The 18,203-nt window shown below is 62.9% G+C and carries 13 protein-coding genes; 8 read left to right on the top strand and 5 right to left on the bottom strand.

The window, feature by feature from the left end; translation table 11 throughout:
• Positions 1 to 78 precede the first annotated feature (78 nt).
• Positions 79 to 1,686 (top strand): Lcl domain-containing protein, encoded by a 1,608-nt coding sequence (locus tag AC07OK_RS00675; RefSeq protein WP_494688489.1) that lies wholly within the window; start codon positions 79 to 81, stop codon positions 1,684 to 1,686.
• A 9-nt stretch (positions 1,687 to 1,695) separates the two neighbouring features.
• Here the strand turns inward: AC07OK_RS00675 and AC07OK_RS00670 are convergent, their stop codons facing one another.
• A complete protein-coding gene (locus AC07OK_RS00670; protein WP_494688488.1) occupies positions 1,696 to 2,289 on the bottom strand; it encodes a YdeI/OmpD-associated family protein in 594 nt (197 codons plus the stop codon).
• Between the two features lie 144 nt (positions 2,290 to 2,433).
• Between AC07OK_RS00670 and AC07OK_RS00665 the strand changes: the two genes are divergently transcribed.
• From AC07OK_RS00665 to AC07OK_RS00655, 3 genes are read left to right on the top strand one after another with little or no spacing between them, the layout of a single operon-like run.
• A complete protein-coding gene (locus AC07OK_RS00665) occupies positions 2,434 to 2,607 on the top strand; it encodes a hypothetical protein (RefSeq protein WP_494688487.1) in 174 nt (57 codons plus the stop codon).
• A gap of 2 nt (positions 2,608 to 2,609) precedes the next feature.
• Positions 2,610 to 3,320 carry a CPBP family intramembrane glutamic endopeptidase gene (locus AC07OK_RS00660; RefSeq protein WP_494688486.1) on the top strand — a complete coding sequence of 237 codons (711 nt, stop codon included), beginning with the start codon at positions 2,610 to 2,612 and terminating at the stop codon, positions 3,318 to 3,320.
• A 24-nt stretch (positions 3,321 to 3,344) separates the two neighbouring features.
• The gene (locus AC07OK_RS00655; protein WP_494688485.1) at positions 3,345 to 3,836 is read left to right on the top strand and encodes a hypothetical protein; all 492 of its coding nucleotides are present in this window, start codon (positions 3,345 to 3,347) and stop codon (positions 3,834 to 3,836) included.
• Between the two features lie 39 nt (positions 3,837 to 3,875).
• Here AC07OK_RS00655 and AC07OK_RS00650 read toward each other — a convergent pair whose 3' ends face one another.
• Together AC07OK_RS00650 and AC07OK_RS00645 are read right to left on the bottom strand one after the other, a co-directional pair.
• Positions 3,876 to 5,735: a DUF885 domain-containing protein gene (locus tag AC07OK_RS00650; RefSeq protein WP_494688484.1), complete on the bottom strand. Its 1,860-nt coding sequence runs from the start codon at positions 5,733 to 5,735 to the stop codon at positions 3,876 to 3,878.
• A gap of 66 nt (positions 5,736 to 5,801) precedes the next feature.
• Entirely contained in the window at positions 5,802 to 7,331 is a 1,530-nt protein-coding gene (locus tag AC07OK_RS00645; protein WP_494688483.1) for an FAD-dependent monooxygenase, read from the bottom strand.
• A 105-nt stretch (positions 7,332 to 7,436) separates the two neighbouring features.
• Here AC07OK_RS00645 and bla point away from each other — a divergent pair, with 105 nt between their 5' ends.
• A complete protein-coding gene (bla, locus tag AC07OK_RS00640) occupies positions 7,437 to 8,324 on the top strand; it encodes a class A beta-lactamase (RefSeq protein WP_494688482.1) in 888 nt (295 codons plus the stop codon).
• Between the two features lie 29 nt (positions 8,325 to 8,353).
• The gene (locus AC07OK_RS00635) at positions 8,354 to 8,878 is read left to right on the top strand and encodes a hypothetical protein (RefSeq protein ID WP_494688481.1); all 525 of its coding nucleotides are present in this window, start codon (positions 8,354 to 8,356) and stop codon (positions 8,876 to 8,878) included.
• A 1-nt stretch (position 8,879) separates the two neighbouring features.
• On the opposite strand, the gene AC07OK_RS00630 is transcribed toward AC07OK_RS00635, so the two are convergent.
• Together AC07OK_RS00630 and AC07OK_RS00625 are read right to left on the bottom strand one after the other, a co-directional pair.
• The gene (locus AC07OK_RS00630) at positions 8,880 to 9,455 is read right to left on the bottom strand and encodes a 4'-phosphopantetheinyl transferase family protein (protein ID WP_494688480.1); all 576 of its coding nucleotides are present in this window, start codon (positions 9,453 to 9,455) and stop codon (positions 8,880 to 8,882) included.
• On the bottom strand, positions 9,452 to 13,474 hold the full coding sequence (locus AC07OK_RS00625) for a Pls/PosA family non-ribosomal peptide synthetase (RefSeq protein ID WP_494688479.1): 4,023 nt from the start codon (positions 13,472 to 13,474) through the stop codon (positions 9,452 to 9,454). The genes AC07OK_RS00630 and AC07OK_RS00625 overlap by 4 nt, the downstream gene beginning before the upstream one ends.
• Before the next feature lie 137 nt (positions 13,475 to 13,611).
• Between AC07OK_RS00625 and AC07OK_RS00620 the strand changes: the two genes are divergently transcribed.
• Together AC07OK_RS00620 and AC07OK_RS00615 are read left to right on the top strand one after the other, a co-directional pair.
• On the top strand, positions 13,612 to 15,114 hold the full coding sequence (locus AC07OK_RS00620; RefSeq protein ID WP_494688478.1) for an AMP nucleosidase: 1,503 nt from the start codon (positions 13,612 to 13,614) through the stop codon (positions 15,112 to 15,114).
• Positions 15,115 to 15,299: 185 nt separating this feature from the next.
• Positions 15,300 to 18,185, top strand: a complete 2,886-nt coding sequence (locus AC07OK_RS00615; protein WP_494688477.1) for a TonB-dependent receptor — start codon at positions 15,300 to 15,302, stop codon at positions 18,183 to 18,185.
• Positions 18,186 to 18,203: the final 18 nt, after the last annotated feature.

Genomic DNA, 18,203 nt, shown 5'->3' with positions numbered 1-18,203 from the left:
TAGAGGGGAGAGTTTAGCATCTTGAAGTGGCGTCGGCTCCGGAAGCGGACTAGACTAGGAAAAAAGAAGGAGAAAACAATGGGGCGCATCCGTTTGCTGCTTGTTGTGCTTGGCGCTAGCCTGATCAACGCTTGCGGTGGGGGCGGCGGCGGATCAGGGGGCAACACCCAACCTTTCGTTCCTGTGCCGTCGAACACCGCCGCCGGCACGGTCATGTTCAAGGGCGCGCCGCTGGCCGGCGCCACCGTGACGGTCTACGAGACCAATAGTAACCGCGTCTACGCAACCCTCACCACTGACGCCAATGGCAATTACAGCGTTGGCGGCCTGGGCACTTCCTGCACCATGTCCTGCATTATCAACTACCATTTCTTCGCCTCGAAGGCCGGATACGCGTTCAATCCGTTCATGGCGACGAATGTGTCGGGCGACCGTTCCGCCTATCTGTGGGATCCATCGCCAAAAAATTGGTACGCCAATAGCGGCGCTTCCGTCACGCGGGCCGGCTACAACGGTTCGTTTTCGAATCCCAATGGCGGTTCCGGCATCATGTTCAACGTCGTTAATTTGAACTCGACAGTTAATAATTCCATCACCGGCGCCAACTTCAATGCCTACGACGGCAGCAATCCGTTGGTGAGCATCGCCTCGACGGGGCAATCGAACAGCTACGTTGCCGGCGACGATGGGGCACTGAAAAAAGGCGTGGCCTTTCCGGGCAGGCGTTACACCGATAATCAAGACGGCACGGTCACCGACAACTTGACCGGCCTGGTCTGGTTGAAAAACGCCGGTTGCTTAAGTCCCGCGCTATGGGCGAACGCGCTGACAGAGGCCAACCAGTTGGCCAGCGGCGCGTGCGGATTGACGGATGGATCCAAGGCCGGCGATTGGCGCTTGCCTAACCTGGTGGAGCTTGAAAGCCTGGTCGACGTCTCCGCCAGCAATCCGGCGCTCACTGCCGGCAACCCGTTCACGTCCGTATCGACAGGCATCTACTGGACCTCGACCAGCTACTACGGCGGCCAGGTGGGTTCGCCGAACGCATGGGCGATCCGCATGCTGGACGGGCGCCATATCAACGACACCGCCAGTTCGAATCTCAACATCAAGACGACCTCGACAAATGCGGTGTGGGCGGTCAAGGGCACGAGCACTGGCGCGGCCAAGTTGCAGGCGACGGGGTTCTATGTTTTCTACGCTAACGGCGATGACGGCGCCCTGGAGAAGGGGGCGCCGCTACCCGCGCCACGCATGCGCGACAACGGCAACGGCACGGTAACGGACACTGCCACCGGCCTGGTCTGGTTGAAGAAAGCGGATTGCATTCAACAGAGCTGGGCGGCGGCTCTCGGCACGATCAGCACGCTTGCCAGCGGCCAGTGCGGCCTGACCGATGGTTCCGTCGCAGGCGCGTGGAGAATGCCGAACCGGAAAGAGATGCAGAGCCTGGCCGATCGTGCGCAGGGCAATATGGCGGATTATTTTAACGAGTCGTTTAACAGTTCTGCGGCGGGCATCGCCTCCCAGCCCGCCAGCTTCTCCAACTTTGCGACGTTTCAGTATTATTGGACGTCGTCCACCAATGCGGCCAGTCCGGGCGATGCGTGGAGCGTGTTCAGCTGCGACTTTGGCGTCTACAACATCCCCAAAGGAAATGCCGGGTATGCGCTGGCAGTTCGCTGACGTTGGTGCTTAGTCATCCAGCCCTTTGCCCTTGAGGATATGCGGGACGCATTTCTCCACGCGCGACTCGCGGGTCTTGGCTTGCTTGGCCGAGGAGAAGTGCAGCAGGTAGCCGCGTTGCCGGCCAGGCGTCAGGGCGGCGAAGGCTTCTTGCAGTTCGGGTGATTCTTCCAGCCTGTTCAGGAATTCTTCCGGCATGGCGAATTCAGCGGTTTTCTTGAATTCCACTTGCGCGCCGGACTGTTCCACCTTGATGGCTTCGCGGATGTAGGCCTTCAAGGTCGACGCCATCTTGGTGATTTCTTCGGCGCTGGTGAAGCGGATCTGGCGCCCCGCCTGCACGTTCTCGGTTTGCTGGATCAGGATGCCCTTGGGGTCCTGCATCAGCGCGCCTTTGAAGAACAGCAGCGCGCAGTATTCCTTAAAGCCGTGGATCAGCACGATGTTCTGGTCCCCGAGCGTGTAGCAAGGATGGCCCCATTTGAATCCCTCGCTCAGATCACAGTCGAGGACGATGGCGCGCAGCTTCTTGTATGCGTCCTGCCATTGACCGGGCTTGCTGACGTATGCATCAACCTTGGAATTCAATGTCTTCTCTGTCATGGTGTCCTCGCTGGTATCAACAGTGGCAAAAAGATAATTATACCCGCGAGGTGCGTGGGAATCTGTGAGTTTTTCATCATGGCAAAATGTTATGCTGCTGCCGGCCAAGATCCGCCGTTCACCAAATTAAATTGAAATTCTCATATGAATTATGACCCCCTTATCGAATTCATTGACGCGCCCATCGAGATTGATCAATCGACGGTGACTTTGGTTCAGAACGAGGACACCGAAGGGCGCGAACATTTCGGCACTGAGCTGGACTTAGGTATCGAAAGTTCAGATGGTCTGCTTGCTGCCTACTTGGGCGGAATCTGACTATGCTGCATATTTTGCTTGCGACATACTTGTTAATCATCGGTCCATCGCTCAACATGTGGCGCAGTCTATACCCGAAGAAAGATAAGCCGCCTCGTGCGCTAATGCTTCGTTATTGGTCCATGAGCTGGCCGGTGTTGGTGATGCTGGGAGTTCTTTTGATTGGCTCATGGCAAGCGGGTTACACCGTTCGCGACATCGGGTTTGATATGCCCCTGTCGGACGCAGGTGCGTGGGGCCTGGGCTTTTCTGCGCTGCTGTTGGGTGGGATTTTCGTCGCCGGGAGCATTATTGAGCAGCGTTACACGGCGGAGACCCGCGCCAAGAACGAGCGCAAGCTATTGGACTCGCCCTTCCCGTGGCCGCATACAGCTGCCGAAACCGCAGCCTTTGTCGTCAGCATGACGCTCATGACCGCCGGATGGGAGGTCCTCTACCGCGGTTTCATTTTGCTGTTTCTAACGCCTAGCGTTGGTTTGCCAATCGCTGTCACAGTCTCTGCTTTTGCTTATGGCGTAGGTCATGGCTACCAGTCTGCCAAGCAGTTGATGGCGTCGATTGTGTCTGCATTTGTCTTTACGATTGCCTATGCTTTGACCAACAGCCTATGGTGGTTAATCGTCATCCATGCGGGTTTGCCGCTGAGCGTAGTGCCGGCAGCGTTGCGAGCATATCGCCGTAATAAAATAGAGATCCTAAATACCGCGACATAGGGAGAAGTGGGGGCAATTCCGGCAATGCATATTATGAAAATAAAGATTTCCGAGGTAAAAGACTTGAGTAGTCCGATTGCGCACTTGTTGCCCGTGCAGTCGGTAAGGCAGTTAGGTTCGTATATAGCCTGCACGCTAGTTGGCTTTTTCATCTTTCAACTAATATTAATGGCCCTGAGACTGCCATTGGCGCCCCCGCTTGTGCTTGTAGGGGCATTTATGGGTTCTTCAGTGATATTGAGCTTGACGCTGCCGGCAAGATTCTATGTTGAGGTAGAGTCGATTGATGATTGCCTAAATTTACGAACCGATATGGCAACGCGCATTGTTAAATATGGATATCAACAAGGCGATGCCGGAAATTCTACTACCAGTTATTTCAAGTCTCGGCTGCCATCGATTCTTTCGTGGGAGGAGAACTCGATAACGCTGGAAGTCAACGACAAAATAATAATTGTTACAGGACCGGTTCTTATGATGCGTATGCTGCGTGGAAATTTAAAAGGGAACCACTGAAGCCACAGGGCGGCAGCTGGCTGCCGCCCCGTCATTAACTCAGGCCTTCTTAACCCCGCTGATATACCCGTCCACCACCGTCGGCAGCACCGTCAGGGGCACGCCGCAGCTTTGCACCAGCGCGTCGTTGAAGCCGGCCAGGTCGAACTTGCCGCCCAGCGAGGCCTTGGCGCGTTCGCGTTGGCGCAGGATTTCGTTGTGGCCCATCTTGTAGCCGCAGGCCTGGCCCGGCGACACGCAATATCGGTCGATCTCGCTGGTCATCGCCTGCAGGCCGCGCCCGGTGTTCTCGACCAGGAAGTGGATCGCCTGCTGGCGCGTCCACTTCATCGCGTGGATGCCGGTATCGACCACCAGGCGGCAGGCACGGAACTGCTGCGCCTGCAGATAGCCGATCTGGCTGAACGGATCGTTGGCGTACAGGCCGAATTCGTCGACCAGTTGTTCGGCGTACAACGCCCAGCCTTCTGCGAAGGCATTAAACCCCATCAGCGACGAAATCAACGGCAGCTCGTCGTGATGTTCGGCCAGATACGCGCCTTGGAAGGCGTGGCCCGGCAAGCCTTCGTGCGCGGTCAGCGTGGCCAGCTCGGACTTCGGCCACAGCCTGGTCGATTTCAGGTTGATGTAGTAGATCGCCGGACGCGAGCCGTCCAGCGAGGCGAAGTTCATATACCCCAGCGCGGCGCCGGCTTCGATATCGACCGGCACGCGCTTGATCTGCAGCGGCACCTTCATGTCCATGTGCGAGATCTTTGGCATCAGTGCGCGCACGGCGTTGACGCGCTCATTGCAATAGGCGATCAACTGTTCGCGGCCCTGATCGTTGTCTGCGTAGAAGCGCTTGGGGTCCTTGGCCAGCGCCTGCAAGCGCGCGCCCACCGTGCCTTGCGTGATGCCCTGCGCTTTGAGGATGGCGTGGATGCGCGCCTGCAGCTGCTTGTTCTGTTCCAGTCCGATCGCATGGATCTCGCTGGCGCTATGGCTGGTGGAGGTTCCCAGCTTGAGCGCCCATTCGTAATACGCTGCGCCATCCGGCAGGCGGTGCACGCCGGCGACGCTGGTCGCCTTGGCGGTGGCCTTGGCGAAGGCGGCGATCTGCCGGTCCAGCGCCGGATAGACCGCGCTTTCCACCAGCTTGGCGGCGCGTGGGTTCCAGTCGCCGGCAATGCCCAGCTTCCCGGTGCGCTCGCCGATCGAGGTGACCAGCTTTTGCGCGGCGACGGCGGTCTTGCGGTATTGCTTCAACTGGCCCAGGGCGGTGCGGGCGATGAAGTCCGGCGGCATGATGCCTTGCCCGGCCTGGTCGATGATGCGGGCGGTTTCCTGGTCCAGCATGCGCGCCATGCCGGCCACGCGTTCGAGGTAGGCCTCGGCGTCGGCGGCGTTGGCGATCTGGTGCTGCGAATCGAGGAACTCGGGGATGCGGGTCAGCGCGCCGTCCTGCTGCGTCACGGGGAAGGGCGCGGTGCCGCCGAAGAAGCCGCTGGCGGCGCCGCCGAAGGAAAAGCGCAAACCGGCCACGCCTTCGGTGGCGGCATAGCGCACGGTGTCGTAACGGATCTGCGCCTCGGCGCCGAGGGCGTTGCGGTCCAGCGCGGACAGGCGGCCCAGCATGGACTTGACCTGCGCGGCCCAGGCGGCGTCGCCGGCCGGGGACAGGTCTTCCAGTTGCGCCTTCAGGCCGGCGCGCTCGCCCTTGTCGACGCCCAGCGAGGTGGCGCTGGTCGGCGCCAGCCGCAGAATCTCGTCGGCGAAGTTCTCCAGCAGCGTGGATAACCGGGCGTCGGCCGGCGCGGCTTGCGCCAGCGCGAAGCCGGGCAGCGCGCTCATTGCAGTGGCGGACAAGGCGGACAGCAACAGGTCGCGGCGGGAGAAATTCTGAGGCTGATTGGTCATGACTTCCTTTATGGGCGGGCTAAGAATTCGCGCGAGGACGACCTTAGCCCGACGCCGGGAAGCGTGTCAATCAGTTTTGTCGGGGGCGAAGCGCAAGTGATAGTGTTCCACCAAGTTGCGCAGGGTGTCGAGTTCCTGGCGCGGCAGGGCCAGCGCCACGTGCATGTCGGGGCGGATCAGGTAGGCGGCGTCGCGCAGCAGGCCGGCGTCGGCGGCGGCATCGCTCCATGGGTAGACCTGCAGCGGCAGCGACACTTCGCGCGCGGCGGCGCCCAGCAAGGCCGATGGCTGGCCGTAGACATGCAGCTGCCAGTCCAGCGTCTGCAGCGCGCTGAAGTTGTCCTCGCCGTCCGGCTGCGGCACCCACGGCAGGCGATCGCCGCCGATCACGTCGCCGGCGCGGCCTGCGCTCAGGTGGCTGTCGGGATAATGGATCTGCACCTGCGACAAAGTCTTGAACAGTGTGCGGCGCGCAGCCGCAAAGCCGGCCAGCACCGGGAACACATGCGGCACCAGCCAGCCGCGCAGCAGCTGGCCGCCGGCGCCCTGCGAGACGATCATTTGGAAGGCGCGGTCGGTGGTGGCCACCAGCTTGCGGGCGAAGACGATGCGCTCGGCCTGATAAGTGTCGAGCAGGGTGGAATCGGCGCGGCCTTGCAGCACCTGGGCCAGTTTCCACGACAGGTTGACGGCGTCGCCGATGCCGGTGTTCATGCCTTGGCCGCCGGCGGGGCTGTGGATGTGGGCCGCATCGCCACCGAGAAAGCAGCGGCCGGAGCGGAACTGCGACGCCACCCGGTGATGCACCCGGTAGGTGGAGAACCAGTTGACCTGTTCCACTTTGATGCCCAACAGCGGTTCCAGCACGCCGCGCACGTCTTCAAAGCCCGGCTCGGGCAGCGCTTCCGCCAGCGGTGGCATGATGCCGATCAGCCGCTGCATGCCGCGCGAGCGCACCGGCAGCATCAGCGCAAAGGTGTTGGCGCCGATGTGGCCGACCAGGTCGCGATTCTCCGGGCCGGAGGTTTTGACATCGGCCACGTAATACAAATGTTCGTAGGTGCCGCCGCTGAAATCGAACTTCAGCGATTCACGCACACGGCTGCGGGCGCCGTCGCAGCCGCACAGGTAGGCGCTGCTGCAGGCGATGCGATCGCCGTCGCGCTCCAACACGGCGCGCACGCCCCATTCGTCCTGCGTGAACGATTCCAGCTCGGTGTTCCATTCGACCTCCACGCCCAGGCCCTTGAGTTGCTCGACCAGGAAGCGCTCGTGGTCGTCCTGCGGGAAGGCCAGCACGAAGGGATAGGGACTGAGGCCGGCGCCGATGTCCTTGAGCGGCAGTTCAGCGACTTCTTCGCCGCCCTCGCGCAGGTGGATGGCTTCGATCTTGATGCCGAGGTTGACGACGACGTCGGCAAAGCCCAGCTGGCGGTAGAACTCCAGTGTGCGCGCATGCACCGCCATCGCGCGCGAAGCCTGGCCAGGGCCGCTGTTCTTGTCGATGATGCGTACGGCCACTCCGTGCCGCGCCAGGCGGATAGCGAGTACCAGGCCGGTGGGACCGGCGCCGACGATGAGGACTTGAGGGGCCATGCGACGAGTCTACATCCGGCGTCGAATGGGGTGCGTTCAATTGAATATGAGCTTAAGAAACGGCTGTTAATATGCAAAACATTGCTTAACTTACACCTGCGCACCATGACTGTTTTTGCCACCCGCCGTGCCCTGATCCTGGCGCTTGCCGCCGCTCCCTTCGCCCGCGCCGCCGATTTGCTGGATTCCGCCCCGGCCTCCGCGCCGCATTCGGCGGCGTCGCTGCTGGCCAGGCTGGAGGGCGAATCGGGCGGCCGCCTGGGCGTGGCCGCGCTGAACACCGCCGACGGCCGCCAACTGCTGCATCGCGCCGACGAGCGCTTCCCGTTTTGCAGCACCTTCAAGATGATGCTGTCCGCCGCCGTGTTGGCCAGGGAGCCGGCACTGCTGAGGAAGCGTGTGCGCTACACGAAAAAAGACCTGGTGACATACTCGCCCATCACCGAAAAACATGTCGGAAAAGGCATGACGGTGGCGGCGCTGTGCGAGGCCACCATCCAGACCAGCGACAACACGGCGGCCAACCTGCTGATGCAGCAAATCGGCGGACCGGCCGCAGTGACGGCCTTCGCGCGCTCGATAGGCGACATGGAGTTCCGGCTGGACCGCATCGAAACGGAGCTCAACTCCGCGCTGCCCGGCGATCCGCGCGACACCACCACGCCGGCCTCGATGGCGGAGTCGCTGCACAAGCTGCTGCTGGGCGACGGCCTGGGCGTGGCGCAGCGCAAGCAGCTCAAGGACTGGATGCTCGGGAATACCACCGGCGACACCCGCATCCGCGCCGGCGTGCCGTCCGGCAGCCTGGTGGCCGACAAGACCGGCACCGGCGACCATGGCAGCACCAACGACATCGGCGTCATTTGGCAGCCGGGCAAGGCGCCGATCGTACTGGCGATCTACCTCACCCAGCCCGGCAAGGACGACAAGGCGCGCAGCGAGATCCTGGCCGAAGCGACCAGGATTGTCGTCGAAGCCTTCCGAGTCGGTTAAACTACGGCCTTACACATTAAGGCCAGATCATGACGAACAAAAAACAAGCAGCGCCCGCGCCTACGGGCCGGGTAGCGAATCCCTTCCTGAGCGCCGAGTTCTACTCGCGCATGCGCGACTACACGGAGCGCGATGCGGGGTTTTCCAAGGAAATCAAGGCGATCGGCGAGAGCGGCGCCGGCAAGCAGAGCACCGATGCGCGCCATGCGCCGTCGCTGGCGCTGCTGCGCGCTGTGGTGAAAAAGGGCTTGACGCTTGAAGAAATGATGAACCGCATCGTCAAGGGTGTGGAATCGGGCCTGTGGGAGCCTTGGCTGACCGCCTTCGGCATCGAACTGCGCGGCGTAAACTACGCCAAGACCGGCGAGCGCAATGCCCGCCTGGCGATCGACATGAGCATGAGCTCCAAGGCGCATACGATCTTTTCCGCCGCCGGCGTCGGCAACTGGCGCAGCCTGGTGGCCGAAGACTGCGCGCAGGTCCAGATCGACAAGCCTACCGAGAAAACCCCGGCCAAAGTCACCGCCATCTTCTTCCTCGACGCAGCCGCCTAGGTCAGGTTCCGGGCCGGCAAGCCAGCGACGCCACCAGATTATCTGGCAGCAGGGTGGATCGCGTGGGCGTCGCCAGCGCCGCAATCTCCTCCGACCATTCGGCAAGTTGAACGCCATGGTATTTGAGCACGGCCTCGTGCCTGGTCCAGGCGAGAACGAAGGCGAGCGTGTGCTCAACGGAGGGCGTCGCGGCCAGCTCGGCGCAGACTTCCGGCCCCAAATAGTCGCGCGCCACCGCCTGCCAGTCGAAGACTTCCTCCACCCGCATCAAATCGACGCCGACCGCGCCATGCAGGTTGATGGCGGCCAGCGAATATCCGTCCTCGTGGGTGAACGAGCAGCCGATGGTGCACTCGGCGCCGGCCAGCGTGATGCGCGGCGCCTGGCCCGGCGTGCTGTCGATGAGGATTTCATTGGCATCGACGCCCAGCACCGAGGCCAGCGCGTCGCGTGCCGCCGAGCGGATTTGTTCGCGCGCGCGTGGCCGCTCCACGCTGGTGGTAACGCCTATCACGAACAGGCCGTCCTGCGGCGCCGGCACAGGACCGGGCCAGGGGGAGACTATGAAGGCGGTCATCGTGCCGGCGCCGCCGGGCAGCCTGCCCAGTAACCGTTGGCGGGGATTTGCTCACCCTTCATTACCAGCGTCAGCGCGCCGAGGCGGGCGTTGTCGCCGACGACGGCGCTGTACAGCACAGAGCTGCGCGGCCCCATGTAGACGCCCTTGCCGATGGTGACGTGGTCGATCTTCATCACCCGGTCTTCGAACAAATGGGTCTGCGGGCAGGTCAGCGCATTGAGCTCGCTGTGGTCGCCGATGTGGACGCAGTCGAATTCCGTGATGTCGGTGGTGTCCAGGTAGACGCCCTTGCCGATTTTGGAACCCAGCATATTGAACGCCAGCGGCAGCCAAGGCGTGCCGCGCAGGTAGCGCATGAAGTTTGGCACGGCGATGCCCTCATACAGATTGGTCACGCCTTCGGACAGCCACACAAACGGCGTCCACATCGGCTCCGACTGTTTGCGATAGCGGCCGATCAGCAGCCATTTCAACAGCACCACGAAGAAGTAATTGCCGATGCCGTAGCCCAGGCCCGCCAGCGTCAGGTCCCACGTCACCTCCGACCAGCGGCCGGCGCCGGCGGCCGGCATCACCGCCAGCACCAGCGTGTAGCCCACCGCGATCACCAGCGCGTGCGGCGCGACGATGCGGAACGCCTCGATCAGGCCGCGGCCCAGGCGGCGCAAGGGCGACGGATGGAAGGTCAGGTTCTCGGGGTAGCCGCTGGTCTGCTCGCGCGCGGGCAGGTTGATCGGCGGGGAGCCGAGCCAGGTGTCGCCGCTCTTCATTTGATCGTTGTCCGGCGCGCGCGAGTGCACGCCGATCAGCACACTCTCCGGCAGGATGGTGCCGTCCGGGATGTAGGCGCCGTTGCCGACGAAGCTGCGGTTTGAAATCACGGTCGGCTGCATGATCATCCAGCCGCCGTCGATCTCCTCGTCGCCCAGCATGACCGCGTCGGCGATGAAGGTTTCGTCGCCCAGGGTCAGCATGTCCGGCACCACGCCCAGGGCGGTGGAGATCTCGGCGTCCTTGCCGACCTTGGCGCCCAGCAGGCGATACCAGTACGGCGCGAACACCGTGGCGTAAATGCCGTGCAGGACGTTGAGGCTCGATTCCTGGATCTGGCTCACCAGCCACTTGGCGCAATAGGTGTTGCTGTGGATAGCCGAGCGGCCAGGATGCAAGCGTGGCAGCACGCTCCAGCGGATGCCGGCCGACAGCAACGCCGTCAGCACGATCAGCACCGTACTGGCGGGGAAGGCCAGCAGGAAGTAGCGCAGCAGCTGGATCCGCAGGTCGTCGCCCTGGATCCACGGCAGCCAGCCCTGTTCGTCGAACCAGTCGATCAGCACGAAGCTTGGGAACACCGGCATGAAGAACAGCGTGACGATCAGCAGGATGCCGAAGATGAAGAACACGCCTTCGCCCATGCGGCGCGCGGCGCTGACCTGGGGGCGCGGCGGCAGGCGGGTGGTGTCGAAGGCGCCGGTGTCGCGCGCCGGCGAGCCGGCCCAGACGCGGCCGGCCGGTACGCGCATGCCGTCGCTCAGCGCCGACTGGCCTTCCAGGTGGCCCAGCGCTTCGATATGCGTATTGCCTTCCAGGACGGCGAAGGAGCTGACGCAGGTGTCGTCTTCCAGCGTGATCTGGCCCAGCAGCAGGCGGCCGCGCTGCACGCGGGCGTTCTCGAAATTGACGGCGTTGCCGATGCTGACGTTGTCGCCGATGCTGAGCAAATCGGGCGAGCGCAAGGTCATCGAGCCGATGATGACATCCTTGCCCACCTTGGCGCCCAGCGCGCGCAGCCACCAGGCGCTGAGCGAGGAACCGCTCAGCAGGTAGGCCGGCGCCGCCTCCACCAGCCGGTCGGCCAGCCACCAGCGGTAGTAGGTGACGCCCCACAGCGGATAGTCGCCCGCCTTCAGGCGGCCGGCGATCAGCCATTTGCCGGCGATGGCGATGCCGAATTCGCCGATGGTCGCCAGCAGGAACACGCCGACCGAGGCGGCGATGGCGATCGCCACTGAGTCGCCCGGATCGCCGGTGAAGAAGTGGTAGGTGAAGAACGGCGCCAGCCACTGCGCCATGCGCAGCGCCACCAGCGCCGGCATCGCGGCCACTTGCGCCAGGCCGCAGCTCCAGCGCTTGAGCGAGGAGGGCGGCGTCCAGTCGGCTTCCACCTCGGCCGCCGCGGGTGCGTCGGCCAGCACCAGCGCGATCTTGCCGATCTGGCGCTGCTGGTAGATATCGCGTACGGTGATGTGGGCGTAGCGCGGATCGGCGCGCAGGGCCGAGGCCAGGCGCGCGGCGAAGAAGGAGTGGCCACCGAGGTCGGTGAAGAAGTCGGCCTGGCGCAGCACCGGCTGGCCGGGGAACAGCGCGGCCAGCGCGGCGAACAGCGCCACTTCGGCCGGGGTTTCTGGCAGGTCGGAGTCTTCATTGCCGCCGGCCGGCGGGGCGCTCAGCGGCATGGCCTTGAGCGCCTTGCGGTCGATCTTGCCGGAGGTCAGGCGCGGCATGGCTTCCTGCATTTCGTAGCGGCCGGGGACCATGTACGGCGGCAGCTTGGCGGCCAGGCTGGCGCGCAGGGACTTTGTGTCCAGCACAGCGCCGGCTTCCGGCACGATGTAGGCCACCAGCTGGTCGATGCCGTCGTCCTTGCGCAGCAGGACGGCGACGGTGCCCACGCCTTCCTGCTGCGCCAGCACGGCTTCGATCTCGCCCAGCTCCACGCGGAAGCCGCGGATCTTCACCTGGTCGTCGGCGCGGCCGAGGCACAGCACTTCGCCGTCGGCGTCGATGCGGGCCAGGTCGCCGGTGCGGTACAGGCGGGCGTCGTGCTGGCCGCTGGACCATGGATTGGCCAGGAATTTTTCCTCGGTCAGGTCCTGGCGGCCCAGGTAGCCGGCCGCCAGGCCAGGGCCGGTGATGCACAGTTCACCGATCTCGCCGCGCGGCAGCAGGCGCAGCGCCGGCATGGCGTTGGTGTCGATCACCAGCAGGCCGTAGTTGGGCAGCGGCGTGCCGATGGTGACCGGATGGCCCGGCTGCAAGCGCGCCAGGCTGGCCGACACCGTGGCCTCGGTCGGGCCGTAGGTGTTGAACATCTGCCGGCCGGGGCGCGACCAGCGCTCCACCAGCGACTCCGGGCACATCTCGCCGCCCAGGTTGATCAGGCGCAGGCTGGGCACTTCCTGATTGAACAGCGCCAGCAGGGTAGGCACGGCGTGCAGCACGGTGACCTGGTTCTGGTCCAGCATGCGTGGTAGCGTTTCCGGGTCGCCGCTGATTTCCTTGGGGCCGATCCACAGCGTGGCGCCGACCAGGTAGGCGATCCAGATCTCTTCGAACGACATGTCGAAGGCCACCGAGAAGCCCTGGTACACCTTGTCGTCGGCCGTGACGCCGAGCACCGCGTTCTCGCTGCGCAGGAAGTGGCAGATGCTGCGCTGGGTGATCAGGATGCCTTTCGGCTTGCCGGTCGAGCCGGAAGTGTAGATGACGTAGGCCGGCACGTCGGGCGAGACGGCGCCGCGGCGCGACAAGGTGGCGCCGGCGGCGGGGGCGGCCAGCAGCGCTTCGGCGGTCCACACGGGACGGCCAAGGTCGGCCAGGCGCGGCGCGAAGGCGGCGCAGGTCAGCACGCCGGCGCCGTCGGCGTCATCCAGGCATACTTGCAGGCGGTCGACCGGGATGTCCTCGTCGACCGGCAGCCAGGCCGCGCCGGCCTTGGCGATGCCTGCCTGCAGCACCAGCAGCTCGATGCCGCGCGGCAGCCACAGGCCGACGATCTGGCCCGGCTGCACGCCGGCGTCGATCAGGCGCGCGGCGACCAGGTCGGCCTGCGCGTTCAATTCGCGGTAGCTGAGGCGGCGGTCGCCGAAGATCAGCGCGGTTTGGTCGGGGGTGCGGGCGGCGCTGGCTTCCAGCAGATCCGCCAGGATTTCCTCGCGCAGCAACTCGCTTTGCGGTTTCCCGTAAAGAATGTCCGGATGCGACTGTGGAATGTGCGGCGTTACTGGGTCGTTCATGCTGATACTTTATTTTGTGTTGGCGGGTGTCATTGTACGGTACGGCTGTGCGTTCCAATAGAGGAAGAATGCAAGTTCCGTTAACAGCCTTTACAATAAGAAATATGGGATCTTCCCCTGTGTCACGAAGGAGCCGCATGTCACCGAGCCGTCCGTTTATCGCCCCGATGCAATTTGACGATCCGATTGCCGCTTATGAACAGGTGTTGGCCATCTACGAGGCCAACGTCGCCCACCTGCGCGACGCCATGAAACGCTTTGTCGCCGGCGAGGACGTCGGCGAGCATGTGCGCGGTTGCTACCCGTTTGTCCGGGTCCATACCGACACCGTGGCCCGCGCCGATTCGACGCTGGCGTTCGGTTTCGTGGCCGGTCCCGGCACCTACGAAACCACGCTGACCCGGCCCGACCTGTTCGCGCGCTACTACCAGCAACAGTTCAAGCTGCTGTTGAAGAATCACGGCAGCCATCACCTGCGCATCGAGGTGGGCACCAGTTCGCAGCCGATCCCGATCCACTTTTCGTTCGCCGAGCACGAGCACATCGAAGGCAATATGAGCGCGGAGCGGCGCCTGCTGATGCGCGACGTATTTGACCTGCCCAACCTTGCCGCGATGGACGACGGCATCGCCAACGGCACCCACGAGCCGCCGCCGGGCGAGTCGCAGCCGCTGTCACTGTTCACGGCGCCGCGCGTGGACTACTCGCTGCAACGGCTGCGCCACTACACTGGCACCTCCTGCGAGCACTTCCAGAAGTTCGTACTGTTCACCAACTACCAGTTTTATATCGACGAATTCGTCAAGCTGGGCCACGAGCTGATGGGCCAGGCCGCCGGCGCGCCGGACGACGACTACATCGCCTTCATCGAGCCGGGCAATATTGTCACGCGCCGCGTTGGCCAGGCGGTGCAGGCCAACGACGCGCACGGCGCGCCGCTGCCGCGCCTGCCGCAAATGCCGGGCTACCACCTGATCCGCGCCGACGGCACCGGCATTTCGATGGTCAATATCGGGGTCGGACCGGCCAACGCCAAGACCATCACCGACCACATCGCCGTGCTGCGCCCGCATGCGTGGCTGATGCTGGGCCATTGCGCCGGCCTGCGCAACACCCAGCAGTTGGGCGACTATGTGCTGGCGCACGGCTATGTGCGCGAGGACCACGTGCTCGACGAGGACCTGCCGCTGTGGGTGCCGATCCCGCCGCTGGCCGAGGTGCAGGTGGCGATCGAGGCCGCCGTGGCCGAGGTCACGCAGCTGACCGGCCACGACCTCAAGCGCGTGATGCGCACCGGCACCGTCGCCAGCACCGACAACCGCAACTGGGAACTGCTGCCGCAACGCACGCCGGAACGCCGTTTCAGCCAGAGCAGGGCGATCGCGCTGGACATGGAAAGCGCCACCATCGCCGCCAACGGCTTCCGTTTCCGCGTGCCCTACGGCACTTTGTTGTGCGTGAGCGACAAGCCCATGCACGGCGAGATCAAATTGCCCGGCATGGCCAACCAGTTTTACAGGGAACGGGTCGACCAGCATTTACGGATCGGCATCCGGGCGCTGGAGCTGCTGCGCGCATTGGGCGTGGACAAGCTTCACAGTCGCAAGTTACGCAGCTTCACGGAAGTCGCGTTCCAGTAAAGGTCATGCAAAAAAAGCATGAAGCCCGCCAAGTGCGGGCTTTTTTTTCGTTTTCCCCGCCTGTGGTGATACTTTTTTCGGTATCAAAAACCCCAAAAAATTGATTGGTTTGTTTTTTAGCCAGACCCTAAGATGATTTCCGAGGTCGCTGCACAAAACTATAAAACAGATAACACAGGAGACGTATGAACAAACTATCAACCGGGACTTCCCAGTCCCAGGCGAAGCATCGCCTCGTCCTGAAAACCGGCGTCGCCGCACTGGCCGCGGCCGGCCTGCTCAGCAGCGCCTCGGTATGGGCGCAAGCGGCCGCCGAAAAGACGGAACCGACCGAGGCCGCGACCGTGGTCGTCACCGGCGTCAAGGCATCGCTGATCAAGAGCCTGGCGATCAAGCGCACCAGCGACCAGGTCGTGGAATCGATCGTTGCCGAAGACATCGGCAAGCTGCCCGATAACAACGTCGTCGAAGCGCTGCAGCGCGTGACGGGGATCCAGGTCACCGACCGCTCCGGCGGCGAAGTCGGCACCTTGTCCATCCGTGGTCTGCCCGACGTCCAAACAACCTGGAACGGCCGCACTATTTTTACGGCCTCCGGCGCGCAGGTCGCGCTTCAGGACATTCCCTCGACCCTGGTGCGCCAGATTGACGTCTACAAGACGCGCGACGCCAGCCAGCTGGAAACCGGAATTGCCGGCCAGGTTGACGTCAAGTCGCTGCGGCCGTTCGATTTCAAGGGGCAGAAAATTTCGCTGTCGGCGCGTGAAACCTATCTCGATCCCGCGAAAAAGGCCAATCCGCAGCTCAGCGCCATGTTCAGCAACCGCTGGCAAACCGGCATCGGCGAAGTCGGCGCCCTGGTCAACCTGTCGGATGTCAAGACGAAATACCGCAACGAAAGCGTGACGCCGGGTGCGATGGTGCCGTTTACCAGCCCCAATGCCGCCGAAGTTCCCGCAGGTTACACGCCCCTGCAGCGCATCTTCGACAACAACATCTGGACGCCTGGTACCCATACCGGCTTGCCGACAGCAGCGGGTTCAACGCTGGATTTCAACGGCAAGGCTTATCCTTACTACCTGGCGCGCGACGCCGTTTTCCAGAGCGACCTGAAGGGCGAGCGGGAGCGTCCTGCCGCCAACATCGCCTTGCAGTGGAAGCCGAACAGGGATTCGGTCTATACCTTCGAATCGATGTACAACGGTTATCGTGACAAGACCTTCAACCAGATGCTGTTCAGCTTTGTTGACTGGTGGGGTGATCTCGGCAGCAACCCTGCGGGATCGATTACGACGTTCCCGGGAACGAACATCATCAAGAGCCGTAACGTCAATAACGTCTATGGTTTCAACAGCGGCGACTACACCACGTCGGCAACCGATTCCTACGTTTATGCCCTGAACGGCAAGTGGGACATTAGCGACAAGCTGAAGCTGGAAGGCGATCTGTCGTACCAGACCAGCACCTTCCACTCGGAATTCACCGCCACCCGGATCGATCGCGTTGCACCGTCTATCGCCGTCGACTTCAATGACGGCGGCAACAACACGGCCTTCCGTTTCAATAACAATGCCGACCTGACCGACCCGACCAAATGGAATGTTGCGCAGTTCTACGATACCGCCAACCGCAATAAGGGCAGCGCCGCGACGGCCAGTCTGGCGGGCGTCTACGATGCCGACTGGGGTCCGCTGACGACGATCCAGTTCGGCGCGCGCCTCGACGACCGCAAGGCGTCGGAGGCTAACCGGACCCAATCGGCCTTCCTGGGCCGCAACCTGGCGTCGCTGGGTGCGGCGTATTCCTCCACCAACTCGAACTTCGGCACGGCCATCTCGGACGTTCCGCGCACATGGGTGGAGCCCAATGCCTACTACATCCGCGACCATATCGACGAGTGGCGCAAGCTCTATAACTCGGCCGACGCGAACTTCCTGACGACGGACAAACTGAGCCTGCAGAAGACGTTCGACGTCGATGAAAAGACGAAGAACCTCTTCGTGATGGGGAATACCCAGAACGAGCTGTTCGGCCATCGCCTGCGCGGCAATTTCGGCGTGCGCTACGTTAAGGTCGATACCGACATGAGCTTCTACAAGGTTGATGCCACCACCAAGGCGGTCACGCCGTCCGGTGCCAGCAAGTCGACCAGCAAGTTCCTGCCCAGCATGACCCTGATTTACGACCCATCCAAGGACGTCGTGATGCGCTTTAACTATGGTCAAACCCTGCGCCGCCCGAACTTCGGTGACCTGAATCCTGTCCTGCAACTCGGTGACGACGTATCGAAGGTGGGTTATGGCTCGGGCAGCGGCGGCAATCCCGACCTGAAACCGACGCGCTCCACCAACCTCGATCTGACGGGGGAGTGGTATTTCCAGAAGGACAGCGCACTCTACGGCACTCTGTTCAAGCGCAAGATCGACGGCTTGGTCGTGAGTTTGCGTCACAAGGTACACGTCGATCCGGCGAACGACCCGTACCGCAACTCGACCTCGGGCGGCGACCATACGAACGGCTATGACTACGTCATCAACTCGCCGGTCAACGCCTCCAACGGGGACATCAAAGGAGCCGAGCTCGGCTTGATCTACTTCCCGAAGTGGCTGCCGAGCCTGCTGGACGGCCTGGGTATCCAGGGCAGCTATACGCGACTCAGCTCGTCGCAGAACGTGCCCGACGCCAATGATGCCGGCGTCATCGTCTCTCAGCTCGAGACACCGTTCTTCGGCGTGTCGCACAGCTCCTACAACGCCACCCTGGCTTACGAAAAAGGCCCGATCAGCGCGCGCTTGTCCTATGTCTGGCGCTCCGCCTTCCTGGCCAAAAACGAAGCGGCCTTGTTTGCCAATCCGATTGGTATCTGGCGTAGTCCGGAAAAGAGCGTGGACATGCAGGTCTCCTATAAAATCAACGACAGGATGTCGGTCGATGTCAGTGGTGTCAACTTGACCAACGCAATGCAGCAGCAGTACTACCACTTCGGCAGTGCGGGTACGCCGCAGTTGAGCAATTTCGGTACGCTGCAGATCGGACGTTCGGTCTCGGCCGCCGTGCGCTGGCAGATGTAAGCCCCGACGGTCCCGTCT

The organism is Duganella sp. GW821-FHT07G03, assembly GCF_059418605.1.
The sequence above is the reverse complement of the archived record's forward strand: the minus strand, read 5'-3'. Positions and strand labels throughout refer to the sequence as shown.